This is a genomic window from Crossiella sp. CA198, from assembly GCF_052078295.1.
In the GTDB taxonomy this organism is placed as follows: domain Bacteria; phylum Actinomycetota; class Actinomycetes; order Mycobacteriales; family Pseudonocardiaceae; genus Crossiella.
In genome coordinates, this window is sequence record NZ_JBQJIM010000004.1 from 59,745 (window position 1) to 85,227 (window position 25,483).

20 protein-coding genes and 1 pseudogene are annotated in these 25,483 nt (G+C 71.1%); 14 read left to right on the forward strand and 7 right to left on the reverse strand.

Features of this window, described 5'->3' with window-relative positions; all coding sequences use genetic code 11:
- The first annotated feature begins 49 nt into the window (after nt 1–49).
- The gene (locus ACTOWY_RS07590) at nt 50–2,740 is read left to right on the forward strand and encodes an ATP-binding protein (RefSeq protein WP_441308894.1); all 2,691 of its coding nucleotides are present in this window, start codon (nt 50–52) and stop codon (nt 2,738–2,740) included.
- A 42-nt stretch (nt 2,741–2,782) separates the two neighbouring features.
- Here the strand turns inward: ACTOWY_RS07590 and ACTOWY_RS07595 are convergent, their stop codons facing one another.
- From ACTOWY_RS07595 to ACTOWY_RS07615, 5 genes are all read right to left on the reverse strand, one after another.
- On the reverse strand, nt 2,783–3,244 hold the full coding sequence (locus tag ACTOWY_RS07595) for a cupin domain-containing protein (protein ID WP_441308895.1): 462 nt from the start codon (nt 3,242–3,244) through the stop codon (nt 2,783–2,785).
- A 163-nt stretch (nt 3,245–3,407) separates the two neighbouring features.
- Nucleotides 3,408–4,316 (reverse strand): zinc-binding dehydrogenase, encoded by a 909-nt coding sequence (locus ACTOWY_RS07600; protein WP_441308896.1) that lies wholly within the window; start codon nt 4,314–4,316, stop codon nt 3,408–3,410.
- Between the two features lie 80 nt (nt 4,317–4,396).
- Complete coding sequence (locus tag ACTOWY_RS07605) at nt 4,397–6,301, reverse strand: FAD-dependent oxidoreductase (RefSeq protein WP_441308897.1); 1,905 nt, start codon at nt 6,299–6,301, stop codon at nt 4,397–4,399.
- A gap of 163 nt (nt 6,302–6,464) precedes the next feature.
- Nucleotides 6,465–8,198, reverse strand: a complete 1,734-nt coding sequence (locus ACTOWY_RS07610) for an L-aspartate oxidase (protein WP_441308898.1) — start codon at nt 8,196–8,198, stop codon at nt 6,465–6,467.
- A gap of 62 nt (nt 8,199–8,260) precedes the next feature.
- Nucleotides 8,261–9,001, reverse strand: a complete 741-nt coding sequence (locus tag ACTOWY_RS07615) for an SDR family oxidoreductase (RefSeq protein ID WP_441308899.1) — start codon at nt 8,999–9,001, stop codon at nt 8,261–8,263.
- Between the two features lie 251 nt (nt 9,002–9,252).
- On the opposite strand from ACTOWY_RS07615, the gene ACTOWY_RS07620 reads away from it, so the two are divergent.
- From ACTOWY_RS07620 to ACTOWY_RS07660, 9 genes are all read left to right on the forward strand, one after another.
- The gene (locus ACTOWY_RS07620; RefSeq protein WP_441308900.1) at nt 9,253–9,720 is read left to right on the forward strand and encodes an RrF2 family transcriptional regulator; all 468 of its coding nucleotides are present in this window, start codon (nt 9,253–9,255) and stop codon (nt 9,718–9,720) included.
- Between the two features lie 123 nt (nt 9,721–9,843).
- Complete coding sequence (locus tag ACTOWY_RS07625) at nt 9,844–10,278, forward strand: cupin domain-containing protein (protein WP_441308901.1); 435 nt, start codon at nt 9,844–9,846, stop codon at nt 10,276–10,278.
- A gap of 126 nt (nt 10,279–10,404) precedes the next feature.
- Nucleotides 10,405–11,346, forward strand: coding sequence for an RNA polymerase sigma-70 factor (locus ACTOWY_RS07630; RefSeq protein ID WP_441308902.1), 942 nt, complete (start codon nt 10,405–10,407; stop codon nt 11,344–11,346).
- A gap of 53 nt (nt 11,347–11,399) precedes the next feature.
- A complete protein-coding gene (locus ACTOWY_RS07635) occupies nt 11,400–11,978 on the forward strand; it encodes an SRPBCC family protein (protein WP_441308903.1) in 579 nt (192 codons plus the stop codon).
- A gap of 107 nt (nt 11,979–12,085) precedes the next feature.
- Entirely contained in the window at nt 12,086–12,688 is a 603-nt protein-coding gene (locus ACTOWY_RS07640; RefSeq protein WP_441308904.1) for a flavodoxin family protein, read from the forward strand.
- A 152-nt stretch (nt 12,689–12,840) separates the two neighbouring features.
- A complete protein-coding gene (locus ACTOWY_RS07645; protein WP_441308905.1) occupies nt 12,841–13,944 on the forward strand; it encodes an acyltransferase family protein in 1,104 nt (367 codons plus the stop codon).
- Nucleotides 13,945–14,067: 123 nt separating this feature from the next.
- Nucleotides 14,068–17,031 (forward strand): BTAD domain-containing putative transcriptional regulator, encoded by a 2,964-nt coding sequence (locus ACTOWY_RS07650; RefSeq protein WP_441308906.1) that lies wholly within the window; start codon nt 14,068–14,070, stop codon nt 17,029–17,031.
- 115 nt (nt 17,032–17,146) lie between these two features.
- Entirely contained in the window at nt 17,147–17,812 is a 666-nt protein-coding gene (locus ACTOWY_RS07655) for a response regulator transcription factor (RefSeq protein ID WP_441308907.1), read from the forward strand.
- Nucleotides 17,809–19,158 (forward strand): ATP-binding protein, encoded by a 1,350-nt coding sequence (locus ACTOWY_RS07660; protein ID WP_441308908.1) that lies wholly within the window; start codon nt 17,809–17,811, stop codon nt 19,156–19,158. Before ACTOWY_RS07655 ends, ACTOWY_RS07660 begins: the two co-directional genes overlap by 4 nt.
- On the opposite strand, the gene ACTOWY_RS07665 is transcribed toward ACTOWY_RS07660, so the two are convergent.
- On the reverse strand, nt 19,124–19,651 hold the full coding sequence (locus ACTOWY_RS07665; protein WP_441308909.1) for an SgcJ/EcaC family oxidoreductase: 528 nt from the start codon (nt 19,649–19,651) through the stop codon (nt 19,124–19,126). The two genes, ACTOWY_RS07660 and ACTOWY_RS07665, sit on opposite strands and share 35 nt — an antisense overlap.
- Before the next feature lie 166 nt (nt 19,652–19,817).
- Here ACTOWY_RS07665 and ACTOWY_RS07670 point away from each other — a divergent pair, with 166 nt between their 5' ends.
- On the forward strand, nt 19,818–20,291 hold the full coding sequence (locus ACTOWY_RS07670; RefSeq protein WP_441308910.1) for a hypothetical protein: 474 nt from the start codon (nt 19,818–19,820) through the stop codon (nt 20,289–20,291).
- Between the two features lie 56 nt (nt 20,292–20,347).
- Here the strand turns inward: ACTOWY_RS07670 and ACTOWY_RS07675 are convergent.
- A pseudogene (locus ACTOWY_RS07675) lies at nt 20,348–20,488 on the reverse strand (transposase); the annotation flags it as partial.
- Between the two features lie 19 nt (nt 20,489–20,507).
- Between ACTOWY_RS07675 and ACTOWY_RS07680 the strand changes: the two are divergent.
- The 3 genes from ACTOWY_RS07680 to ACTOWY_RS07690 all read left to right on the forward strand — a co-directional run bounded on the left by ACTOWY_RS07680 (nt 20,508) and on the right by ACTOWY_RS07690 (nt 25,413).
- Nucleotides 20,508–21,740 (forward strand): RNA-guided endonuclease InsQ/TnpB family protein, encoded by a 1,233-nt coding sequence (locus ACTOWY_RS07680; protein WP_441308911.1) that lies wholly within the window; start codon nt 20,508–20,510, stop codon nt 21,738–21,740.
- Nucleotides 21,741–21,765: 25 nt separating this feature from the next.
- On the forward strand, nt 21,766–24,108 hold the full coding sequence (locus ACTOWY_RS07685) for a hypothetical protein (RefSeq protein ID WP_441308912.1): 2,343 nt from the start codon (nt 21,766–21,768) through the stop codon (nt 24,106–24,108).
- Nucleotides 24,109–24,180: 72 nt separating this feature from the next.
- Nucleotides 24,181–25,413 carry a WD40 repeat domain-containing protein gene (locus ACTOWY_RS07690; protein ID WP_441308913.1) on the forward strand — a complete coding sequence of 411 codons (1,233 nt, stop codon included), beginning with the start codon at nt 24,181–24,183 and terminating at the stop codon, nt 25,411–25,413.
- Nucleotides 25,414–25,483 lie beyond the last annotated feature (70 nt).

The following is a 25,483-nucleotide window of genomic DNA, read 5'->3' on the forward strand; positions in this document are numbered from 1 at the left end:
GGGCAGCCTGCCCGCCGGCTGGGCAGGCCTGCCGCGAGGAGGAGCCGCGTTGTCCCTGATCGGACGGCAAGCAGAACTCGAACACCTGGCCGGATTGATCGAGGACATCCCGCGCCGAGGTGGGGCCCTGCTGCTCTCCGGCGCGCCCGGCGCGGGCAAATCCGCGCTGCTGGCCGAGGTCAGGGCGCACTGCGCGAGCGCGGGGCTGCGGGTCCTGGCGGCGAACGGGGTGCAGTCCGAACAGCAGGTGCCCTTCGCCGGGCTGCACCAGGTGCTCTACCCCGTCCGCGCCGGGCTGAGCGGGCTGCCCGCAGGTCAGCGGGCCGCGCTCGGCACCGCGCTCGGCCTGGCCGACGGCCCCGCGCCGGAGGTGTCCCTGGTCGGGCTGGCGGTGGTGAACCTGCTGGCCGAGACCGCACCCCTGGCCGTGCTGCTGGACGACGTGCAGTGGCTGGACCAGGCCAGTCAGGAGGTGCTGACCTTCGTGGCCCGGCGGCTGTGCTCCGAACCCGCGGTGCTGATCGCCACCCGCCGCACCGGCGAGCCGTCCGCGCTCACCAGCGCGGGCCTGCCCGAACTCGCCCTGGACCGGCTATCGGCCGAGGCCGCCGCCGAACTGCTCGACCGCGTTGCCCCCGACCTGCCCGCACCGGCCCGCGCCCGGGTGCTCGCCCAGGCCGAGGGCAACCCACTGGCGCTCACCGAACTTCCTTCCACCGCAACGGAAACCAGCCCGCTGCCGCTGACCCCTCGGCTGGAGCGGGCCTTCGCCGCCCGCGCGGACGCCCTGCCCGCCGCCACCCGGCACTGCCTGCTGATCGCGGCCCTGCACGAGCACGGCGCACTGGCCGAGATCCTGGCCGCGGCCGGACTCCAGCCCGAGACGGGCGTGGCGGTGTTGCGGCCGGCCGCCGAGGCCGGGCTGATCACCCTGGACACCGGCGCGGTCGAGTTCCGCCATCCGCTGGTCCGCTCGGCCATCGCCCAGACCGCCGATCTCGGCCAGCGGCAGGCCGCGCACCGGGCGCTGGCCGAGGTCCTCTCCGGTCAGCCGGACCGGCGGGCCTGGCACCGGGCCGCGGCCACCCTGGGCCCGGACGAGCAGGTGGCCGCCGACCTGGAGGCGACCGCGGACCGCGCCCAGCGCCGCGGCGGGGTGGCGACCGCGATCAGCGCGCTGGAACGTGCCGCGCAGCTGAGCGAAGATCCGGCGGACCGGGTGCGGCGGCTGTTGCGGGCGGCCGAACTCGCGGTGGACTCCGGTCGCCGGGACATCGTGGACCGGGTACTGGCCGAGGTCCGCGCGCTGCCGCTGACCGCCCGGCAACGCGCGCTGGCCGCCTGGCTGCCCAGTGCCTTCGACGACGGGGTCAGCGAGGGCGCGACCGGTCCCGGCGAACTGCTCACCCTGGTCGAGCAGGTGCTGGCCGACGGCGACCTCGACCTGGCGATGCGGATCTTCTGGGGTACCGCGATGCGGTGTTTCTGGGTCGAGCCGGGCAGTGCGGTCCGGGAGCGGATCATCGGCGTGGCCGACCGGCTGCCGATCCCGGCGCGGGATCCGCGGCTGGTGGCGATCACCGCCTACGTGGCCCCGATCGAGCGCGGCGATGTGGTGGTCGCGCGCCTGCGGGAGCTGGCGGCCGAGGTCGGCGGCGATCCGGTGACCTACCGGTATCTGAGCAGCGCGGCGCTGCAGGTGGGCGCGCTGACCGAATCCGCGCGGTTCTCCGCGGCGGCGCAACCGGGTCTGCGGGCCGAGGGCAAACTCGCCCTGGTCGCCAGGGCGCTGGCGGTGCAGGCGTGGAGCTGCGTGCGACTGGGCGATCTGCTCACCGCCGCGCCCGCCGCCGAGGAGGCCGCCCAGCTGGCCAGGGAAACCCGGCAGCCCTACATGTACGGCCTGGCCCGCGCGGTGCAGGCGGAGATCTGCGCGCTGCGCGGGGAGTACGAGCAGGCGGAAACCCTTGCCGCGGAAGCGGAACAGGTGGGACTGGCGGCCGCGGCCCGGCCGGTGCTGGCCAAGGTGCAACTGGCCAGGGGCATCGCCGCGCTCGGCGCTGGACGGTACCTGGACGCCTTCCTCGCGCTGCGCCGGGTGCACGATCCGGCCGATCCCGCCTATCAGCTCGCGCTGCGCTGCTACCTGTTGCCGGAACTGGCCGAGGCGGGCCTGCGCTGTGATCAGGCCGATGAGGTGCGCAAGATCGTGGCCGAACTGGAGTCGGCCGCGCTGTCCACGTCCTCGCCCGCGCTGACCATCGGCCTGCGCTATGCCAGGGCCGTGCTCGCCGCCGACGACCGGGCGGAAAGCCTGTTCCGGACCGCGCTGGAAGCGGATCTGACCCGGTGGCCGCTGGAACGTGGCCGGCTCCAGCTCGCCTTCGGGGAGTGGTTGCGCCGCCAGCGCCGCCCAGCCGATTCCCGCCCGTACCTGCGCGCGGCCCGGGAAACCTTCGACGCCCTGGGCATGCCCGGCTGGAGCGAACGCGCCCGCCGGGACCTGCGCGCCACCGGCGAGGCCAGTCCGGAACCCCGCGAGGACGCCTACCACGAGCTGACCGCGCACGAGCTGAACATCGCCCGCCTGGCCGCGGACGGGCTGACCAACCGGGAGATCGGCGAGCGGCTGTACCTGTCCCACCGGACGGTGAGCACGCACCTGCACCGGATCTTCCCCAAACTCGGCATCACCTCACGCACCGAACTCGGCGCGGCCCTGCAGCCCAGCCCGGCCTGAGCAGGCCGGACCGCGTCCCGGGACCGGTCCGGCCACCGGCGGTCAGTGCATGTGCACCAACGGTTTGCCCTCTTCGATCACGTAGCTGGACAGCATCTTGGTGCGCACCTTGCCGACGTTGCGGGCGTTGTGCACCACGTTCGGCGGGATGTGGAACGGATCCCCGGAGTGCAGGCGCAGCGCGGGCCGGTCGTCGAACTCGATCGAGACCTCGCCCTGGATGATGTAGCCGATCTCCGGCCCTGGATGGGAATGCCTGCCGGATTCCTTGCCCTCGGGGATCTCCACCAGCGTCTGCACGATCTCCCAGCCCTTGGCCGGGGCCGGGAACCGCTGGAGTTCGGCCCGGGTCACGCCGTCGGTGGGCCCGGCCCCGATCGGGGCGGAAGTGCTGCTGCTGGACGGAATCGGGTCGCTGGTGGCGGTGCCCAGGGCACAGGCCGCGGCCAGCACCACGGTGAAGGCGGCCACGGAGGCGCGCAGGACGTGACGGCGTTGCAACATAGGACTTCCTCGGGTGCGGAGGGGTACTGCGACCAGTGTTGCCAACGGTTGTGGACGATTTGTTGTCAGGAAGTTGCGCCCCTGGCCGGTTCCGCCTCCAGCAGCCGCCTGGCCCTGTCCACATGCCAGGCCGTCCTGCGCTCAGCACCGCCAACCAGCGTGGTCAGTCGATGTGCAGGACGACCTTGCCGCCGACCCGGCGGCTGAGCAGGGCGTCGATCGCCTCGGCGATGGCGCGCCAGGAGTCTTCGAGTTCGATCTGGCAGTCGAGCCTGCCGTCCGCGACCAGGGTGCTGAGGCGGATGAGGTCGCTTGTTCCGCTGTCGTGGGCGGCGGTCTCGTCGAAGCTGGTGAAGGTGTGGATGCGCGCGCCGGGCGAGCGGGTGAAGCGGGACATCCGGAAGCTGACGGACTCCGCGGGGTCCAGGGTCGCGATGTTGACCAGGATGCCGCGTGGGGCCAGGTGTTCGATGGCCGTGCCGAGGGTGGGGCCGCCGACGCCTTCCACGATCAGGTCGAAGTCCTCGGTCAAGGCGTCCACTACCGCACTCGCGCCCAGGCGCCGCAGCAACGGCTCCGCCGCGAGATCACGGACGAGCGCGGTGACGTGGGCGCCGCTGAGGCTGGCCAGTTGCACCGCCATCCGGCCGACTCCCCCGGTCGCGCCGGTGATCAGCACTCGCTTGGCCAGCAGCAGGCCGCCGATCTCCAGCGAGCGCAACGCGGTCACGCCCGCGGTGGGCAGGGTGGACGCCTGGGCGTAGGACACACCGTCCGGGATCGCCGTCAGCCTGTTGGTGGGGATCACGGCGAGTTCGGCCCAGGCGCCGACCCTGACCAGGCCGACCACCCGGGTTCCCGCCGCGGGCCCACTGCCGTCCGCCGCGGCCTGTTCCACCACGCCTGCCGCGTCCCAGCCCGTGACCGAACCTTCCGGGCGGTTGGGCAGGCCGAGGACTTCGCCGCGATTGAGCGAGAACGCCTTGACCCGGACGAGTGCCTGGTCCGGCAACGGCGTGGGGTCGGCGACCGTGGTCAGTGCGACGTGCGGGGGGACGGACGCAACGGTCAACGCGAGCATGATGCGGACCTTAGCCCGCAACGCTGCCCCGGCCCTGGCGGATTGCGCGTGAGCCGGGGCAGCCTTCCGGGCTAGGAGGCGTCGGGCAACGGGGTGACCGGGCGGAGTCCGGACTCGCGTTTCACCCCGGCGAGGGTGGACGAGCCGAGCGCGCTTTCCAGTTGCTCCCACCGGGTGACCAGGTCGGACATCATCAGCATCAGCACGTCCGGGAAGGCGTAGAGGAAGATCTGGTAGCGGTAGTGGTCGAGGTAGAACATCACCACGTGCTCGCTGACCGCGGTGACCGAGGTGGTGCGGGCGTTGAAGAACAGGTCGTAATGGCCGAGCAGGGCGCCGCGACCCAGCACCGCGCGTTCGTAGATGCCGCCGAAATCGACCTCGACCTCGCCGCTGGCGACCAGGTACACGCCGTGTGCCTCATCGTCCTCGCGGCAGATGGCATCGCCCGCGACAAAGGGGATCTCGTCGAACATCGAGGCGAGGGTTTCCACCTCGGCGTCGACCAGGGCCTCGAACAGGTGCACGCCGAACGGGTCCACGCTGGTGCGCAGGCAGGTCACCCGGTCCTGGAGTTCGCGGTCGGTGATGTGGGTCATCCGCAGGCGCGCGAACCGTTTCATGCGGTCGATATCGCGGGCCTGCCGACGCGAGGTGCCGGTGCTCGGCGGGGCGTAGAGACTGGAATCCCCGCTGATCCGGGCGGCTTCGCGGCGGCCGGATTCGTACGCGCTGTGCACGCAGCCCCAGTGATAGGCATTGGTGCCCTCACCGGCGAAGAACAAGTGGTCGCCGACCGGTTCGGCGAGCGTGCCCATGTCCTTGGGTGAGGCGTTGACGCCGACGCAGGTGTAGGCGCCCCTGGCGAAGGGGTCGCTGGACCAGCCGGTGCGGGAGACGTGTCCGGGCGCGGGTGCGGTGGCGCCGAAGATGTCCCGGACGATGGTGGTGCCGTAGTCGGCGACCTGTTCGTCGGACCAGGTCTCCAGTTCGCGGCCGAGGGAGGCGCCGAGCAGCAGCACCAGAATGGGTTTGCCGTGTGATTTCCACATGCTGATGACGACGGTCGGGTAGCGATCGGTATCGCGGCAGAGGTAGCCGAAGACGTACTGCTCCTGCGGCCAGAACGCTTCGTCGAAATGCAGGGCGATCTTGTTCAGGGTGCCGAAGCCGAGCCGGTCGATGGCCGACTGCTTGGTCTCGGGCAGCGGCGGGTCGAAGGTCACCGACGCGGCCTTGAGCACGCCCAGCGGCAGGGTGACCAGCACCTTGTCCGCGGTGAACTCGCCTTGGTCGGTGCTGACCCGCACCGGCCCGGCGCCGTTGTCCGCGCTGATCCGGCGCACGATGTGGCCCAGCCGGACGTCGAGTCCCTCGGCGAGCGCGGTGACCACCGACTGGTAGCCCGCGTGCAGGACGCTGTCGCCATAGCCGTAGACCAGGTAGCCGTCCTCCCAGAATTTGAAGGAGAGTTTCCCGGGGTCCTCGGCCACATCCTCGCGCAGGATCACGTTGAGGTGGTAGCGGACCGCCTGTTCGTCCTCGGGTGCGAGTTGCCGTTCGGTCAGGATTTGTGCGATGGCTTCGCCGAGTGGGAGATCGGGGTGGTCTTTTTTGCGCGCGGTCTCGGCGCGTTGTTCCAGTTCGTGCAGCACGCCGTCGGCCAGTTCCAGGGTGTGGCTCTTGCGGCTGTGCTTGGCTCGACTCTGGTCGGCGCCGAACAGGTCGAGATTGTCGAATCCGCCGGTGTAGGAGCTGTCCCCGCCGATATAGCTGTACGGGATGCCCAGCTTTTCCACCAGCTCGGTGATCGGGTTTCCGTCGGTGCCGTGAATCCAGTGCGCGCCCAGGTCAACGCCGTCCTGGTCGGTCCAGATCCGGCCACCGACGCGGTCGCGCGCCTCCAGGACGGTAACTGGGTAACCTAATTCGTGTAACAATTCAGCGGCAGTCAGTCCGGCGATCCCGGCGCCCACCACCAGTACACTGGGTAAAGATTCCACAACATCTGACTGAGGTCGGCCATTCCCCGTATTTTCAGACATCGACAGATTATCTGACTAATTCTTGTTTCCCGATATCACCGATTCGGGTGTGACGGTTGGGCCATTAGGGAGACGGTGCCCGCGCCACCTCGGCTCATTCGACCAGTTTGCCCTCGCTGCTGACCTCCCGCATGAGCGCGGCGATCTCCGCGGGCACCGGTGGGATCGGCTCGCGGGTGATCTTCCCCGGGCCTGACCACACCAGGTTCACCCGCTGGGTCGGATCGAGGGCCGGGAAGTCCGAGCGGTTGTGGCAGCCGCGGGTTTCCCGGCGTTCCAGCGCGGCCTCCAGGGTGGCGCGGGCGGCCAGCAGGGAGGCCTTGAGGTCGAAGGCGTGCGCGAGGTCCTGGTACCCGGCCAGATCCGGGTGAACGCCGAGGTCCCGGGTGCTGGCCTCGATCTCGCCGAGCCGGATCAGGCCCTCGACCAGGCCCAGTTCGTCGCGGACCACGCCGGCGTGTTCGGTCATGATGTCGCGCAGACCGCGTTGCAGGGCACGGATGTTCTCCGGGCCGTCGGCGGCCAGCAGCTCGTCCACCTCGGCGCGGGCTTCGGCCAGGGCGAGGGCGCAGCGTTGTTGCGCGCCCAGGTTGGCCGAGTACTTGGCCGCGGTCTCGCCCACGATCCGGCCGTAGACCAGGAGTTCGATCAGCGAGTTGCCGCCGAGCCGGTTGGCGCCGTGCAGGCCGCTGGCCGCCTCGCCGATGGCGTAGAGGCCCTCCACACCGGTGCCGTGGTCCTCCGGGCGGACCCACACCCCGCCCATCGAGTAGTGCGCGGTGGGCGCGATCTCGATGGGAGTCCTGGTGATGTCGAGCATCTGGAGTTCGAGCAGGGTCTGGTACACCCTCGGCAGCCTGCGCATGATCGTCTCGCGTGGCAGGTGCGAGACGTCCAGCCACACGCCGCCTTGGGGTGTGCCGCGGCCTGCCTTGATCTCGGTGTAGGCGGCCAGCGCGACTCTGTCCCTTGTGGACAGTTCGCGGCGCACCGGGTCGTAGCGTTCCATGAACCGCTCGCCCAGCGCGTTGCGCAGGATGCCGCCCTCGCCGCGGGCGGCCTCGGAGACCAGGGTGCCCGCGGCGGATTCGGGTTCGATCAGGCCGGAGGGGTGGAACTGGACCAGTTCGGGGTCGCGGATGCGGCCACCGGCCAGCACGGCCAGCCGGAAGGAGTCGCCGGTGTTCTCATCGCGGCGGGAGGAGGTGCGGCGCCAGATCCGGGTGTGCCCGCCCGCGGCCAGCACCACCGCGTCGGCGTGGATGAGATAGCGGGCGCCGGTTTCCTGGTCGAAGCCGTAGGCGCCGAAGACCACGTTGTCCCGCACCAGGATCCGGGTCACGTAACAGCGGTCCAGCACCGGGATGTCCAGCTGGGCGGCCCGGTTGACCAGGGTGCGCTGGATCTCCAGACCGGTGTAGTCACCGGCGAAGGCGGTGCGCCGGTGGGTGTGCGCACCGAAGAACCGTTGGGAGATCCGGCCGTCGGCCTCGCGGGCGAAGGGCATGCCCCAGCGTTCCAGGTCCTCGATGCCGCGGGCGGCGTTCTCGGTGACGATGCGCACCGTCTCCGGGTGCGCGAGCAGGTAGCTCTCCTTGATGGTGTCCGCGGCGTGCTGCTGCCAGCTGTCCTCTGCATCCATTGTGGACAGTGCCGCGTTGATCCCACCGGCGGCAAGGGTGGTGTGCGCGTCGGCCTTGGCGCGTTTGCCGAGCACGAGCACGTCGATGCCGCGTTCGGCCAGTTCGATCGCGGCCCGCAGCCCGGCGCCACCGGTGCCGATGACGAGCACGGAGGTGGCCAGCTGGATCTCGGCGGGGTGGCTCATGAGGTTCTCCGTTCAGAAGGCGGCGGACCCGCGCGGGCGGCGGCCGCCCGCGCGGGGACTACTCACTTGGCCAGCCAGTCCGACAGCGTGATCTGCCCGAGCAGCGAACCCTCGGCGGGCAGCAGGGTCTTCTCCGTCAGCTGGGTGCCGAAGTAGCGGGCGCTCGGGTCGGTGAGCACCTTGCGGTCGTCCTCGCGAGCGGCGAGCACGGTGCGGATCCAGCCGTCCATGCCGAAGACCTCGGGGCCGCCGATCTCCACCACGCCGTTCAGTGGCGCGCCGACCGAGGTCCGGGCCACCGCGGCGGAGACCTCGGCCGCGGCCACCGGCTGCACGCCGCCGTCGGGCAGGGTGACCACGCCGTCGACGGTCGCGGAGTCCGCGATGCCCGCGGCGAACTCGAAGAACTGGGTGGCGTGCACCAGCGAGTAGGGCAGCCCGGAGTCGCGGATCAGCTTCTCCTGGGCCACTTTCGCCCGCATATAGCCGGAGTCGGGGGTGCGCTCGGCGCCGACCACGGACAGCGCCACATAGTGCCCGACTCCGGCGTCCTTGGCCGCGTCGATCAGGTTGGTGGTGGCGGTGCGGAAGAAGGCGAGCACATCATCGTCGGCGAAGGAGGGCGAGTTCGAGACGTCGACCACCACGTCCGCGCCGGCCAGGACCTCGTTGAGGCCCTCGCCGGTGATGGTGTTCACGCCGGTGTTGGGCGCGGCGGCGACCGGGTCGTGGCCGTGTTCAGCCAGCCGGGCAACGACGGTGGACCCGATCAGACCGGTTCCGCCGATCACGACGACCTTCATGACTGCTCCCTTGTGCTCGCCTCCCGGCGGTTCCGGGACGCTCCGTGCTCTACCAGCCAAGACAGCGCAGCCCGCCTGGTTGTGACAGCGCAGGGCACTTGACTTTTCCTAACCTGGACATTCACTATCCAGGTTAGATCCGGCGAGCGAGGGGAGCGACCATGCGGAGGGTGTCGACGCCCGGCGACGGGCTGACCGGGCCATGGGCGGAGGCCACGCCGTGGTGATCCCGGACCTACACTGTGGGCGAGATGAGAATGGGCAAGGGCGTGGAGTGGGCAGTGCACACGCTGCTCAACCTGAACATGGCGGAATCCAGGGCACTGGGCACCCCGCAGCTCGCCCGCGCCCACGGTCTGCCGCCCGCCTACCTGAACAAGCAGCTCCAGCTGCTGGTCAAGGCCGGGCTGCTGCACTCCTCCTCGGGTCCGCACGGCGGGTTCAGCCTGGCCAAGCCGGTCGAGGAGATCACCCTGCTCGACGTGGTGCTGGCCATCGAGGGCGAGGAGCCACTCTTCCGCTGCGAGGAGATCCGCTGCGGTGGCCGGATCGGCGAGCTGAGCCCCCGGCCGACCGGACCGTGTCAGGTGAAATCGGCCATGCGCCGGGCTGAGCGGGCCTGGCACGAGGCGCTGGCGAGTCAGACCCTGGCCGACATCCAGGCCGAACTGGACGAGGAGCCCGCGGTCCGCCGCATCGTCCGGTCCGCTTTGGACTGATCCGTCCTCAAAGGACACATCCGCGCCAGCTACTTTTCCGGCCTGCCCTGAGTGACCGCCGGAAAGCGCTATCACAGTAGCCGCCGTTATTTGTCATGCCCAAAAAACCGAGGTGGAACACCAATGAGCACCGACCACGGACACACCCTGCCCAACCCCGGCACCTCCGGCCCGCAACCGGTGATCGAGGTCATCGGCACCGTGCCCGGTCCGCCGCCGATCCCGGCGGGCGCCGAGGCGATGGCCCTGCGGATCACCCTGCCCCCTGGCAGCCCCGGCGCTCCCCCGCACCGCCACGCCGGTCCCGCCTACGGTTACGTGGTCCAAGGCGAGATCATCTTCGAGCTGGAGGGCGAGCCGGAGCGGGTAATCAGGGCGGGCGAGGCGTTCTGGGAGCCCGGCGGCGACGTGATCCACTACCGCGGCGCCAACAACCTGGCGGACACCGAGGCCGTGTTCGCGGTGACCCTGTTCTGCGCGCCGGGCCAGCCCATCCTCACCCTGGTCAGTCCCGAGGAACTGGCCCAGCGCAAGCATCTCCGCGCGCCCCAGCCCTGATTCCCCCCAGCTGATGCCGGGGGCACGGAGCCACCCGTGGGTGCGCGCCTTCCGGTTCCGTGTCCCCGGCATCACCCCATCGAGGCAATGATCGACAGGGCTCCGCGAGTAGGATCGAGGTGAGTGGTGTTGTGGATCACGCAGGTGCCGCGCGCAGGTGAGCGGGAGGACTTCGCAGCCATGCCGGAGACCGCGAACGCGGACCTCGACCAGGCCTCCGCCGTCTTCACCGAGGTGCGGCCGCGGTTGTTCGGCATCGCCTACCGCATGCTGGGCAGTGCCCAGGACGCCGAGGACCTGGTGCAGGAGGTCTGGCTGCGCTGGCAGACCTGCGACCGCGCGGCCGTGCTCAACCCCGCCGCCTACCTGGCCACCGCCACCACCCGGCTGGCCATCAACGCCGGCCGCAGCGCCAAAACCCGGCACGAGACCTACCCCGGCCAGTGGCTGCCCGAGCCCATCGACACCACCGCCGACCCGCAACTGGGCGCCGAAGCGGACTCCGCCCTGGAACTCGCCGTCCTGCTGCTGCTGGAGAAACTCACCCCCACCCAGCGCGCCGCCTACGTGCTGCGCGAGGCATTCGGCTATCCCTACCCGCAGATCGCCGAGATCATCCAGGCCACCGAGACCTCGGCCCGCCAGCTGGTCAGCCGGGCCCGCCGCCAGCTGGCCGAACAACGGCGCACCCCCGCCAGCGCACCCGAACAACGCCGCCTGCTCACCGCCTTCGTGGCCGCCGCCCGCGAAGGCGATCTGCTTGCCCTGGAAGAACTCTTCGCCGCCGACGTGGTCAGTTACTCCGACGGCGGCGGGGTGGCCCGCGCCGCGCGCATCCCGGTGCGCACCGCGCCCATCGTGGCCAAGTTCGTGCGCGCGTTCCACACCCGGTTCTGGGTTGGGGTGCAGGTCGAGTGGGCCGCCGCCAACGGGCACACCGCGGCGGTGCTGCGGCGGGACGGCGAGACGTTCGCGATGATCACGGTGGCGGCCTCGGCCGAGGGCATCCACGAGATCTACTGGATGCTCAACCCAGGCAAGCTCACCGGGTACGGCGCGAACGTGTAGCCCGGACCGGACCGGGTACACCTGGGTCGACCACGCCAACTCAAGGAGATGCCGTGACGACCATCGAGAAGTCCGTGGACGTGGACGTGCCGGTGAGCACCGCCTACAACCAGTGGACCCAGTTCGAGACCTTCCCGCGCTTCATGGAAGGCGTTGAGCGGATCACCCAGCTGACCCCCACCCGCACGCACTGGAAGACCAAGATCGGCGGGGTGGAACGGGAGTTCGACGCCGAAGTGACCGAACAGCACCAGGACGAGCGAATCGCCTGGTCCACAGTGGACGGTCCGCCGCATGGCGGGGTGGTCACCTTCCACCGGCTGGACGAGCACAGCACGCGGGTGCATCTGCAGATGGAGTACCACCCCGAGACGCTGACCGAGAAGGCAGGCGCCGCGCTCGGCGTCGTGCAGCACCGGGTGACCGGTGATCTGGAGCGCTTCAAGGAGTTCATCGAGAGCCGGGGCGTCGAGACCGGGGCCTGGGAGGGGGATGTGCCGCGTTCCCCGCAGATCGGTGAGCCGCCGCAGGTCGGTGAGCCCAGACCGCACGGGGTGACCGCGCCGCGGCCGGAGGTCCCCGGCCCGGCCGGAACGCCCAAGCCGGGCGATCCGCCGCAGTACCGCCTCTAGCAGAGGACCGAAGGCCCCGGCAGCTGATCGTGCCGGGGCCTTCGGCCTGGCCGGAGAGCGGGGTGGCGGGCAGGGTTCGCCGGGGCGGGGGCGGGTATCCGGGGCGCATGCGAGCACTGGTTCTCAACTGCACCCTGAAGAAGTCACCGGCGGTGTCCAACACCGAACTGCTGGCCAACGTGGTGGTCAGCGCGCTGACCGAACGGTCGGTAGAGGTGGATGTGGTCCGGGTGGTCGACCACCAGGTGCTGCCAGGGGTCAGCACCGACGAGGGCGCCGGCGACGAGTGGCCCGCCATCCACCAGAAGCTGCTGGCCGCCGAGATCCTCGTCATCGCCACCCCGACCTGGGTGGGCCGCCCCTCCTCGATCGCCCAGCGGGTGCTGGAACGCATGGACGCGATGATCTCCGAGACCGACGCGGTGGAGCGGCCGGTGGCCTACAACCGGGTCGCGGGCGTGGTGGTCACCGGCAACGAGGACGGCGCGCACCACGTGATCAGCGAGGTCAGCGGCGGGCTGGCCGACATCGGCTACACCATCCCCGGCCAGGCCTGGACGTACTGGAACCGCGGCCCCGGCCCCGGACCGTCCTATTCGGACACCGAGGAGGGGCACAAGTGGTCGCACCGCACGGCCCGCACGATGGCGGCCAACCTGTGCGCGGTGGCCGAGGCCCTGCGCGCCAAACCGATCCCGCCGGGCGCCTGAGTCCACTGCTGCACTGATCCTGCACCCCGGCGCCCGGAGGTGCAGGCCCGCGCCAAGTCCGCCGCCAGCACCGCTGAGTACGGTGACGCCCAGTCGCTCGTATTCACCGGAGGTGTCCCTTGGGCGCTGTGCCCGCGAGCCCGGTCCAGGTGATGGCGAGGCAGCACATCCGGTTGCCCTCGCTGACCGGAATGCGGTTCGTGGCCGCGGTGCTGGTCTTCGCCACGCATGGGATCTTCGTGAACGTGCTGGCGGATGAGGCGGTGCTGGCGGGGTACCGGGCGGTGGCGATCAACCTGGGTTCGGTGGGGGTGTCCTTCTTCTTCATCCTCAGCGGGTTCGTGCTCACCTATGTGGCGCCGCCGGGAGACTCGCTGAAGCGGTTCTGGCGCAGGCGATTCTTCAAGATCTACCCCAACCACGTGCTGTTGTTCGGGGTGACCGCGTTGCTGGCCGGGCTGCCCGCGCTCTGGCTGTGGCTGCCCAACCTGTTGCTGCTGCACGGCTGGTGGCCGAACTACCAGCTGATGACCAGCATGAACGCGGTCAGCTGGACACTGTCCTGCGAACTGCTCTTCTACGCCCTGTTCTCGTTGCTGCACCACTGGATCTGCCGGATCCGGCCGGGCAACCTTGGCCGCTGGCTGGCGGGTGTGGTGGCGGCCACGATCGCCATTCCGCTGCTCTCCCACTTCGTCATCCCGGTCGGGCCGAAGCCGATCGCGAGCACCGAGATCGGGTTGTACGAGCTGTGGTTCTCCACCCACTTCCCGCCCACCCGGGCGCTGGAGTTCCTGCTCGGCATGCTGTGCGCGCGGATGTTGTTGCTGGGCCTGGCGCCGCGGATCGGCCTGGGCGCCTCGACCGCGGTGCTGGTGGCCTGTTACGTGCCGAGTCTGTGGCTGCCGCCGGTGTTCACCCAGGTGGCGATGTGGACCATTCCGCTGGCCTTGCTGACCACCGCGCTGGCCAGGGCGGATGTGGAGGGGTCGTTCTCGCCGTTGCGGGGGCGGACCTTGGTGTTCCTTGGCGACACCACCTACGCGTTCTACCTGACGCACGCGATGATCCTGGGCACGGTGACCTACACCGTGCAGCAGTTCGCCGGGCCGGGCTCGGTCGGGCTCGGGGTGCTGGTGCTGGTGGGGTGTTTTGTGCTGGCGCTGGGGGTGGCCTCGTTGCTCTACGTGGGCTGGGAACGGCCGATCATGCGGCGGTTCAGCCGGCCGGGAGTGGCCGCGGCGCGGACCCGGTGAGGTCGGCTCACGCCGTCACGCTCGGCCAGCGGACGATCACCGATCCCTGACCTGGATCAGACTTTTCGTTGCAGGTCAGGGCCATGGTAGCGCTCTCACCGATGGCTGTGAATACTCCCGGGAATGCGCTTTCAGCTCCTGGGTCCGGTGGCCGTGCTCGACTCGGCGGACCGGCCCATCGCGCTGCCAGGGGCGCGGGCCAGGGCGGTGCTGGCGCTGCTGGCACTGGCCGCGCCCGCGGTGCTGACGCGGGCCCGGTTGCTGGAGACGGTGTGGGCGGACGGGACTGCCAAGGATCCGGTGAACGCGCTGCTGGTACAGGTCGGCAAGCTGCGCGCCGCACTGTCCACTGTGGACCTGGAGCCGCGGTTGCTGTCCGAGCCCGGCGGGTACCGGCTGGTGGTGCGGCCGGGTGAGCTGGACGTGGCCGAGTTCGCCGCCGACCTCGCCACGGGCAGGGCGGAACTGGCCCTGGGCAGGCACTACGCGGCCGCCACCGTCCTGCGGGCCGCGCTGAACCGCTGGCGGGGACCGGCGCTGGCCGGGCTGGACCTGGCCGGTGGGGAACGCGCGCGGCTGACCGAAGCGCGGCTGACCGCGGTGGAGGCGGTGGCCGAGGCGGAGCTGGCGCTGGGCGAGCACGCGGCGCTGATCCCCGAGCTGGCCGCGCTGACCACCCAGCACCCGCTGCGGGAGCGGCTGGCCGGGCAGTTGATGACCGCCTTGCACCGGGCCGGGCGCAGGCCCGAGGCACTGCACGTCTACGACTGTCTGCGGGAGCGGCTGGCCGAGGAACTCGGGGTCGAGCCGGGCACGGAACCGCGGCAGCTGCACCTGGACATCCTGCGGGCCGAACACGGTGAATCGCCCAGGCGGCAAGGAAATCTGCCACAGTCGCCGGGCGGGCTCATCGGGCGGGAGCACGAGCTGGCCGGGCTGACCGGGTTGCTCGACCGGCATCGCCTGGTCACACTGTGCGGGCCCGGCGGGGTGGGCAAGACCCGTACCGCGCACGAGGTGGCGCACCGCTCGCGTGGGCGGTACCCGGACGGGGTGTGGCTGGTGGAACTGGCCGCGTTGCCCAGGAACGGCCAAGTCGCCGAGGCGATCACCGCCGCCCTGCTGCCCGAGGAAGGCGACACTGGCAGCGGGCCCGCCGGACCCGGCCTTGACCGGCTGCTGGCCTACCTGCGGGACCGGGATCTGTTGCTACTGCTCGACAACTGCGAGCACGTGCCGGCCGACGCGGCCGCGGTGGTGCACACCCTGCTCGGACACTGCCCGCGGTTGCGGGTGCTGGCCACCAGCCGCGAGGCCCTGTCCGTGGCCGGGGAACGACTCGCCCCGCTGCGGCCATTGCCGGTGGCGGCCGCGGCCGAGCTGTTCCGGGACCGGGCCGGGTCGCGGGTGCTGCCGGGTGACGCGGTCACCAGTGCGGCGATCCAGCGGGTGTGCGCGCGGCTGGACGGGTTGCCGCTGGCGGTGGAACTGGCCGCGGCCCACACCCGGCTGCTGCCGGTGGCCGAGATCGAGGCCCAGCTGGATGACCGATTCCGCTTGCTGGACAACACTTCCCGGCAGCACACCCTGCCGGTGGTGCTGGACTGGAGTCACGCACTGCTGCCGGAGGTGGAGCGGCGGGTGTTCGGGGCGCTGTCGGTCTTCCACGGCGGGGCGAGTCTGGCCGCCGCGGAACTGGTGTGCGCGGAGCCGGATCTGCCGCCCGGCGAGGTGCTCGGCGTGCTGGCCCGGCTGGTGGACAGGTCCCTGCTGACCCCGGTGTCCGCGCCCGGCGGCACCCGCTTCCGCATGCCGGAGACGGTAAGGGACTACGCATTGTCCATTGTGGACGGTGAACGGGAGGTCGAGCTGCGGGACCGGCACGCGCGGGCGATGCTGGCGCTGGCGAGCGAGGTCGGCGAGCAGCTGGCCGGGCCGCGGCAGCACGAGCTGATGACCAGGGTGCTGGACGAGCTGCCGGACCTGCGGGGCGCGAGCAGCTGGCTGCTCAGCCGCAAAGCCAGTACCCGCGTGCTCAGGCTGCACGCGCTGCTGGGCTATTTCTGGCACATCAGCGGGCGGGAGGCCGAGGGCTGCGAGTGGCTGGGGCGGGCGGTGGACTGCCACGACGCGTTCGCCGAACCTGACGCCGAGTATCCCCTCGCGCTGGCGTTGAGCTGGCTTGGCTGGTTCGGCAAGCTCTCCGGCAGGCTCGCCGATCCGTGGGCCGCGGCCGAGCGGGTGCGCCGGATGTGGCTGACCACCGACCACCCGAAACTCAAGCGCGGCACCGCGGTGGCGGTGGCCGCGCTCGCGGTGCGGCTGCGTGCACCGGCCGAGGCGGCGACCTGCCTGGCCGAGGCGGAGACCGCACTGGCCACCGAGACCAGGCCCTGGCCGCGGTCGGTGCTGGACGGCGTCTGGTCGGAAAAACACCGCGGCGACGGCAATCCGGCCGCCGCGATCACCGCGGCCGGGCGCGGTCTGGCCTTCGCCGTGCGCTCCGGCGACCACTTCGGCATCGTGCACGCCCAGCTCCGCCTCGGCGATGCCGAGGAGCACGCCGGGCAGCTGTCCCGGGCGCACGCACGCTGGTCGGCGGCCAGGGACACCGCGGCGGCCGGGCACACCCCGGTCAAGGGCGGCTACGCCCAGTTGCGCCTGGCCTACCTCGATCTGCGGCTCAGCCCGGATGCGGCCGCCGGTGGGCTGATCGCGGTGCAGCGCATCGCCGAGGAGCTGGCCGCCGACGACCTGCGGGCCGCGGCCACCAACCTGCTCGGCATCGCCTACCGCCGCCTCGGCGAGACCACCGCCGCCCGCGCCGCCTTCCGCGCGGTGTGCGGGCAGAGCCGGGCGCACCCGATCCGGGCCGCGGTGGCCGCCGCGCACCTCGCGCTGCTCGAACCCGGCGCGGACCGGTGGGTGGCGCGATCCAGGGAAGCGGTGCAGGCGGTCACCGAGGTGCTGCCCAGGGCGGCGCTGCTGGCGTTGTTGCGGCGGGAGGCGGAGGCGGCCTGCCTGGACCCGGTGCGCGCGGTGCTGCCCGCGCACCCCCGCACCACCGCGCTGGCCGCCCTGGTCTGACGCAGACCCGCGCGCTGTCGTGAATCCGCGCGGCTACCGACCGACCGGTCGGTAGCCGCGCGGATCCTGTCCACGCACGTCAGCCGGGGTGGCGTGGACGTGCGAGGATGCGCGCGTGCGAGTGCTGTTGGTTGAGGACGACGAGCCGATCGCCGAATCGCTGCGCCGGGGCCTGCGCCGCTACGGCTTCGAGGTGGACTGGGTGCGTACCGGCGCCGAGGCGCTGGCCGCGGCCGAGGCGGAGCTGGTGCTGCTGGACCTCGGGCTGCCCGACACCGACGGGCTGGACGTGTGCCGGGAGCTGCGGGCCCGCGGGGACGTGCCGATCATCGTGATCAGCGCGCGCAGCGACGAGGTCGACCGGGTGGTCGGGCTGGAGATCGGCGCGGACGACTACGTCACCAAACCCTTCGGCGTGCGCGAGGTGATCGCCCGGATGCGGGCCGTGCTGCGCCGGGTCCGCCCCGCCGACACCGCCGCGCAGGCCCAGCCGGACCGGTACGGCCAGCTCACCCTGGACCGGCGCGGCCGACGCTCCTATTTGGACGGAGCGGAGGTGTTGCTCACGCCCAAGGAGTACGACCTGCTGGCCTTCCTCACCGAGGAACCGGGCGCGGTGTTCACCAGGGAACAGATCATGGAAGCGGTCTGGGACGCCAACTGGTTCGGCCCCACCAAGACCCTGGACGTGCACATCGGCTCGCTGCGGCGGAAGTTCCCCGGCGCCTTCGCCATCGAGACCGTGCGCGGGGTCGGCTTCCGGCTGGTCGTCTCCGCATGATCCGCCAGCTGGTCGCCAGCTACGTGCTGCTCATCGCGCTGGCCATCGCCGCGTTCACCGTGCCGGTCGCCTTCACCCTCACCGCCCAGCTGGAAGGCGACCTGGAGCTGTCCGTGCGCCGCGAGGCCGACACGGTCGCCCTGCTGCTGGCCGCCCCCGACGAACCCTCCCGGCAGGCTCTCGACCGATTGGTAGGCGCCTACCAGCAGCAAACCCTGGGCCGGATCGAACTGCTGCCCGCGGACTCACCGGAAGCCAAGGCAGGCACCAACTCCGCGCGGTGGACCCACTCCCCCGTGCTCGGCGCGGACGCCCTGGTGCTCACCGTCCCCGCCCGCAGGCCGGACGGGACCGTGGCCGGGTCGGTACGGGTCCACTACCCGGAAGCCCCCCTGGAGCTGCGGCTGTGGCAGATCTGGGGTTTCCGCGCCGCCCTGGCCATCGGCGTGCTGGTGGTGGCCGCCGCGGCCGGGGTGCTGGTCGCGCGCAGGCTGACCCGGCCGCTGCGCGAGCTGACCACGATGGCCGCCCGGTTCAGCGACGGCGACCTGCGTGCCCGCTCGGCCGAGACCGGCCCGCCGGAAACCCGCACCCTGGCCCGCACCCTCAACTCCGGCGCGCAACGACTCGGCACCCTGGTCGACGCGCAACGCGCCTTCGTCGCCGACGCCTCGCACCAGCTGCGCACCCCGCTGACCGCGTTGCGGCTGTCCCTGGACAACATCGGCGAGGAGATCACCGACGAGCACACCCGCGAGGACGTGGACACCGCCACCGCCGAGGTGGTGCGGATGAGCAGGCTGGTCAACGGTTTGCTCGCGCTGGCCAAGGCCGAGGGCCAGGTGGCCACGCCGGAACCGGTGGGCGTGGCCGAGCTGATCCGGGACCGGTTCGAGGTGTGGACGCCGGTGGCCGCCGAACGCGGCCTGCGCCTGCTGGCCGAGCTGCCCGAGGAGGACCCGCACGCGTTGGCCGCGCCCGGCCACCTGGAACAGGTGCTGGACAACGTGCTCTCCAACGCGATCGAGGTCTCCCCCGACGGCGGCGCGGTCACCGTGCGCGCCACCGCCGAGGGCGACCGGGTGACCCTGGTGGTGCTGGATCAGGGTCCCGGCCTGTCCGAGGCGGAACGGGCGAGGGCCTTCGACCGGTTCTGGCGTGGCCAGGGCCTGACCGGCCGGGGTGGCTCGGGTCTGGGCCTGGCCATCGTGAAGCAGCTGATCGCCGACGCCGCCGGGAACGTGCGGCTGGCACCGGCTCCCGGCGGCGGACTGGCGGTGTGGATCACCCTGCGGGCGGCGGGGCGCGGGGTTACTTCTCCGGCATCGCCGAGGAGTGGTGGGTGACGATCAGCCACCGGCCGCCGACCTTCTCGTAGACGTAGCTGAACCGAGCGTCCACAGTGGACCCGTCGTTGAAGCTGAAGCGGTAGGTGCCGTTGCTGGTGGCGGTGTTGCGATCCAGCACGGTGATGGTGGAGCTGAGGATCCGGCCGCTGGGACGCTTGGTCAGGAAGGTCTCGAAGTAGCGCACGATGCCGGCCCGGGTGGTGCGCACCTCGTTGGACACCGTGGGCAGCAGCACCGCGTTGGGCGCGTAGAGGTCGGCCACCACGTTCGGCTTGCCAGTGGCCAGCGCGGCGTTCCACTTCTCGAACAACGCGGCGATCTCCCGCTCGCTCGGCCTGCTGCCAACGTGCAGGCCGACCTCCCAGCCCGGTGCGCCGTTCGCGGGCTGGGGCTGGGCGAGCGCGGTGCCGGTGAACGCGGTGGCCGTGACGGTGGCCAGTAACGCCGCGCTGACCGCCGCGACTCGAACGCCCTTGCTGGTACGACGCATTGCTTCTCCTCTGTCCCGCTCAGTGGGTGTTGACTCCACTTTCGGGTGAGCGAGCTAGCGCCAGGACAGGAGATGGACAGCGCAGAGTAAGAACATCGCCAATTCACGTCAGCGGGTCGGGGGAAATTCGGTCGCGAGCCCCGAGGCGGTGGCCGAGGATGTGGCCATGCAGGCGATCGTCCAGTGCGTTCAGACCTCGTGGACCAAGCAGTCCCGGGGCGGTGCCGCAGCCACCCTGCGCAACGCCGCGCCGACCGCGTTCGCGCTCCCGGCCCGGCGGCCGCCGTTCACCCACGAGGTGCGGATGGACGAGCGGAGCGACTTCCAGCCGCGCTTCGACATCCGGGATGAAGACCTCCCGGACCCGCCGGTGAAGCTCCAGGAGGCCGACGGGCTGCTGCGGATCCAGCTCGAAGTGACGCCGTACGGGATGCCGCGCCGCTGGCGACGCCCGCCCGCGCGACGGATCGGGCCGGGCGAATGGCTACGCTGGCAGGTCAACTACCGGTTCGTCAGCTGTTGCAGCGGCGACTGGAACTACCGGCTGGACACGCTCAACATCGGCTACGGCGTCGAGGGGACCGAGGTGTTCCTGGGCACGCCAACGCACACCGTCGACGAGCGGGCTGGCCTGTTCTGACCGCGGCGGCCCTGGTCGGGTACCGGAATGCGGGCCAGTGTGCCGTAGTGACCGACCAGGTCGGGAAACTCCTGCAGCATCCTCCGGGAGGACACCCCCATGAGGCTGTTGACCAGTTCCGAGAGGGCGTCCTTGGATGGAAAGTTGACCAGCAGGTGCACGTGGTTGGCTTCGCCGTTGAACTCGGCCATGAAACTAACTCCATAGAATGGAGTGGTGCAGCTCCGGTACAACTACCGCGTCAAACCGACGCCAGGCCAACAGATCGCGTTGGCCCGCGCGTTCGGCTGCGCACGGGTGGTGTTCAACGACGCGCTGCGCGCACGGCAGGAAGCCCGTGAGGCCGGGCTGCCGTACCTGTCCGACGGCGAGCTGTCCAAACAGGTCATCACCCAGGCCAAGGGCACGCTGGAGCGGGTGTGGCTTTCCGAGGTGTCCGCGGTGGTGTTGCAGCAGGCCCTGGCCGACCTGAACGTGGCCTACCGCAACTTCTTCGCCTCGCTGTCGGGCAAGCGCAAGGGCCGCAAGGTCGCACCACCACGGTTCCGCTCACGCAAGGACAACCGGCAGGCCATCCGCTTCACGAAGAACGCCCGGTTCAAGGTCTTGGACAACGGCCGCCTGCGGCTGCCGAAGATCGGCGACTTGCCCGTGCGCTGGTCCCGCCGGCTCCCTGCCGATCCCTCCAGCGTCACCGTGATCAAGGACGCGGCTGGCCGGTACTTCGCGTCGTTTGTCGTGCAGGTGACGGAGGATCCGTTGCCATCCTCGGATTCCGCGGTGGGGATCGATCTGGGGCTGACCCACTTCGCAGTGCTCTCGGACGGCACGAAGGTCGCCGCACCGCGTTTCCTGCGGCAGGCCGCCCGCAGGCTCGGCAAGTTGCAGAAAGCTCTCTCGCGCAAGACCAAGGGCTCGAACCGTCGCCGCAAGGCCGTCGTCGCGCTCGCCCGCGCCCATGCTCGGGTGGCCGACACCCGCCGGGACTTCCACCACAAGCTGTCCACGACGATCATCCGCGACAATCAAGCGGTCTATGTCGAGGATCTGTGCGTGGCCGGTCTCGGCCGGCCCCGGCTCGCGAAGTCTGTGCACGATGCGGGCTGGGCCAGCTTCACCAGCATGCTGGAGTACAAGGCCGCCCGGTACGGGCGCACGTTCGCCAGGGTGGACCGGTTCTTCCCGTCCACCCGCATGTGCTCCGGCTGTGGCCGGATCAGCGACAAGATGGATCTGTCGATCCGGTCGTGGGACTGTCTGTGTGGGAGCCGCCACGACCGGGACATCAACGCAGCCAAAAACGTGTTGGCCGCCGGACAGGCGGACAACTCAAACGACCGTGGAGCGCGAGTAAGACCAGCAGCTGTGCTGGCGTCGCGCAGTGAAGCGGTAACCCACCCGGACGCCGCGTGGTTCACGCGCAGCGTGGAGGAGATCTCCTTCCTTTAGGGCGGAGAGGATGTCAAGGTGACGTGTGGCTCAGGAGGAGGCCGGGCAGGCCGAGGTGACGAACACGGTCAGCGGCCAGGTTTTCGGTCCGGTGGTGCAGGCCAGGGACATCCACTTCCACGGCGACTTCCGGCAACTCCGCGAGGCGACCCTGGGCCTGGACCTGCTGCCCGCCGACCTCCGGCTGGTGGACCCGCGCAACCCCGCTGACCTGGTCGGGCTGTTCACCGGGCGTGGCTGGCTGATCGAGGAGATCGACGAGTTCATCGCGGGCTGTGTGCGGGACCGGGTCGGCGGCCACCTGCTGATCGAGGCCGAGGCCGGGATGGGCAAGACCGCGCTGGCCACCTACCTCGCCTTCACCCGCGACTACCCGACGCACGTGACCCGGCTGCCCGGCGGCACCGCCCCGGAAACCGCGCGCACCAACCTGGTCGCCCAGCTCATCGCCCGCTGGGACCTCACCGAGTCCGCCCCCGGCGGGGTGCTCCCGGCCGGTCACGACAGCGTCGGCTGGCTGGCCAAACAACTCGTCAACGCCGCCCGCCGCCGGGACGAGACCGCCCCTGGCACGCCGGTGGTCCTGCTGGTGGACGGGCTCGACGAGGCTCCCCCGCCCCAGCCCGGCGATCTCCCGCTCGGACTGCCCCGGCAGCTGCCCCCGGCCACGGTGCTGATCACGACCGCCCGGCCGGGGACGCCGTTGCCCGCCGGGCTCGGCCGGGTCCGGCGGATCGAGGTGGAAAGCCCGGCCAACCGCCAGGACCTGCTTGACTTCCTGGATCGGGTGGCGCGGCGGGATACCCGGCTGGCCCAGGCGATCAGCGCGGCCGGACTGTCCACCGAACGGTTCTGCCGGGTGCTGGCCGAGCGCGCCGGCGGGGTGTGGATCTACGCCGCCTCGGTGCTGGACCAGCTCCGCGACGGCCACCCGGCCGGTGCGATCGAGAACCTGCCGACCGGCCTGGCGGGCTTCTACGCCAACAACATCCAGCGCTGGCAGACTCAGCCCGACTGGCCCACGACCGGTCTCCCACTGCTCGCTTTGCTGGCCGCGGCCCGCCGTCCGCTACCGGCGCGTCAGCTCGCGTCCTGGGGCGGGCTTGACCTCGCGCGGGTGAAAGCCTTGCTGCGCGGGCCGTTCAAGCCGTTCCTGGCCGCCCGCCCGGATGCGGAGGGCGATCCGGACGTCTACGCGTTGCGGCACCAGAGTCTACGCGACTTCTGCACCGGCGCGGCCGCGGACGATCAGCTCCGGGAACTCGCGCACGACCTCGCCACCGCCACCCGCGAGGCACACGGACGACTGGCTGATTCCCTTACGCCGCAACATGACTGGACGTCGCTGCCGCATTACGCGCGCGAACACCTGGCCGAGCACGCGGCGTTGAGCGGCCGCCTGGACCGGCTCCTGGAAGAGCCCGGTTTCCTCGCGGTCACCTCGGTGCCCGCGTTGCTGCGCCTGCGTCAGCACACCACGGACTCGGCCACGCTCGCGGTGGTCGAACTGGCCGCCAACGCCTGGCGCTCCGACGCCGACCGCCTGGACGCCCTGCGCGTGGCGGCACTCAAGGTCGGCCATCACAAGCTCGCGGCGCGCCTCAACCGACCGATCGGTTGGCACGCCCGGCACGCGCTGTGGCGCGGCACCTCGCATCGCCTGCTGGAGCACAGCAGTGCCTATCCGCATCCCCTGGCCGCCGTGCCGCTACCGGATGGCTCCACCCTGCTCGCCAGCACCGGGGAGGGATACGTGGTGCGGCTGCGGGATGTCAGCACCGGCGAACTGCGCGCCGAACTCCACGGCCACACCAAGCCCGTGCAGGCGCTGGCCTCGCTGGTGCTGCCGGACGGCACCCTCGTACTGGCCACCGCGGGCGAGGACTGCCTGCGGCTGTGGCACCCGGCCACCGGCACGCCGCACAGCCACTTCGACTACCCGCCCAACGTGGAGAAGGTGTACGACCTGGCGGTGGTGCCGATGCCGGACGGCACGGCACTGCTCGCCGGCGGCGGTCCCGGCCAGGCGGTGCGGCTCTGGGATCCGGTCACCGGTGAACTGCGCGCTGAACTCACCGCCCACCGCAACACGGTCTGGTCGCTGGCGGTGCTGCCGATGCCCGATGGCCGCACCCTGCTCGCCAGCGGCGGCGACGACGGCGTGCTGCTGTGGGACCCGGTCAGCGGCACGCAATGCGACATCAGGTTCCCGCTGCCCCAGTTCAACCGGGTGTACGCGCTGGCGGCGATGCCGATGCCCGACGGGCACCGTGCTGCTCGCGGGCGCGGGCCACGACTACCACCGCAACCCCATGCTGAGCTTCAGCGAGCCATGCGTGGTGCGGTTGTGGGATCCCGTCACCGGTGAGCTGCGCCGGGAACGGCACGGCCACCTCGGCCCGGTCCACTGCCTGGCCGCCGCCGGGCGCCCGGCGGCGGCATGCTGCTGGCAAGCGGCGGCGAGGACCGGGTGGTGCGGCTGTGGGATCCCGGGACCGGGGTCGAGCACAGCACACTCGAAGGCAGTCCGGGCCGGGTGCACACCCTCGCCGCGGTGCCGATGTCCGATGGCTCCACTCTGCTCGCCACCGCGGGCGAGGACAGCACCGTGGTGAGTAGCGCGATCCGGCTCTGGGACCTGGCCGCCGGTGGCCTCCGCGGCACCAGCGCGGGGCACACCGGTGAGGTGCGCGCGCTGGCGGCGGTGCCGATGCCCGACGGATCCACCCTGCTGGCCAGCGGGGGCGCCGATCACGTTGTGCGGCTGTGGGATCCGGTCACCGGCGAACTGCACCGGGAACTGCACGGGCACGAACTCCAGGTCATGGCGCTGACCACGATGCCGATGCCGGACGGCAGCACCATCCTGATCAGTTCGGACCACCGGACGGTGCGGCGGTGGAATCTCGTCTCGGGCGAGGAGGACACGCTGGTGCACATGTCCCGGCATGAGGACGGCGGGCACGAACTGGCAGTGCTGGTGCTGCCGGAGGGCACCCGGCTGCTCGCCCGCGGCGCGTCCCAGCTCAGGGAGGGCTACGACTACGACGACTATGCCTCGCCGATGGAGAAGAACGAGCGGTACGTTGATCTGCTGGAGGTCGGCAACCCGGCTTTCGACAGCGAGTACGCCTACGAACTCAACGGGCACAACGCCGACAACATCGCGGCCCTGGCCGTGCTGCCGACGCCGGAGGGTGTGCCGCTGGTCGCCAGCGCCGAGGACGACGGAATCCGGTTGTGGCACCCCATTTCCGGCGAGCTGGTGAGACAACTCGACCACCGCGGCGTGTACGCCCTGGCGCTGGTGCCGAGGCCGGACGGCAGCACCCTGCTCGCGGCCGCAGGGCAGGACCACGTGCGCCTGTGGGATCCGCTGACCGGCCTGCCGCACAACGACTTCCGCGTCCCCGACCGCTCGGCCTGGTCGCTCGTCGCGGTACCGGCCTCCGATGGCGGCACCCTGCTCGCCACCGCCGGAGACGGCCGCGAGGTGCGGCTGTGGGACCCGGCGACCGGCGAACTCCTCCGCGAGCTGGAGGGCCACACCGCCCGTGTGGGCGCCCTGACCGCCCTGCCCCTGGCCGACGGCACCGTGCTCCTGGCCAGTGGCAGCGAGCACGGTGAGATCATCGTGTGGGAGCGAGGGAGCGCGGCTGGATCAGCGGGTTGAGCCGCTGGACAGGTGCACCGGATGGAGAACTGGGGTGGGGTGCCCCGCTGGCTGGTGACCCGGTCCGCCG

Coding starts and splice junctions, on each gene's coding strand:
- ACTOWY_RS07645 (WP_441308905.1), top strand. CDS start 12,841: ATGGCGAGGCAGCACATCCGGTTGCCCTCGCTGACCGGAATGCGGTTC.
- ACTOWY_RS07660 (WP_441308908.1), top strand. CDS start 17,809: ATGATCCGCCAGCTGGTCGCCAGCTACGTGCTGCTCATCGCGCTGGCC.
- ACTOWY_RS07640 (WP_441308904.1), top strand. CDS start 12,086: ATGCGAGCACTGGTTCTCAACTGCACCCTGAAGAAGTCACCGGCGGTG.
- ACTOWY_RS07620 (WP_441308900.1), top strand. CDS start 9,253: ATGAGAATGGGCAAGGGCGTGGAGTGGGCAGTGCACACGCTGCTCAAC.
- ACTOWY_RS07670 (WP_441308910.1), top strand. CDS start 19,818: ATGCAGGCGATCGTCCAGTGCGTTCAGACCTCGTGGACCAAGCAGTCC.
- ACTOWY_RS07650 (WP_441308906.1), top strand. CDS start 14,068: ATGCGCTTTCAGCTCCTGGGTCCGGTGGCCGTGCTCGACTCGGCGGAC.
- ACTOWY_RS07625 (WP_441308901.1), top strand. CDS start 9,844: ATGAGCACCGACCACGGACACACCCTGCCCAACCCCGGCACCTCCGGC.
- ACTOWY_RS07690 (WP_441308913.1), top strand. CDS start 24,181: ATGCTGCTGGCAAGCGGCGGCGAGGACCGGGTGGTGCGGCTGTGGGAT.
- ACTOWY_RS07615 (WP_441308899.1), bottom strand. CDS start 9,001: ATGAAGGTCGTCGTGATCGGCGGAACCGGTCTGATCGGGTCCACCGTC.
- ACTOWY_RS07665 (WP_441308909.1), bottom strand. CDS start 19,651: ATGCGTCGTACCAGCAAGGGCGTTCGAGTCGCGGCGGTCAGCGCGGCG.
- ACTOWY_RS07595 (WP_441308895.1), bottom strand. CDS start 3,244: ATGTTGCAACGCCGTCACGTCCTGCGCGCCTCCGTGGCCGCCTTCACC.
- ACTOWY_RS07610 (WP_441308898.1), bottom strand. CDS start 8,198: ATGAGCCACCCCGCCGAGATCCAGCTGGCCACCTCCGTGCTCGTCATC.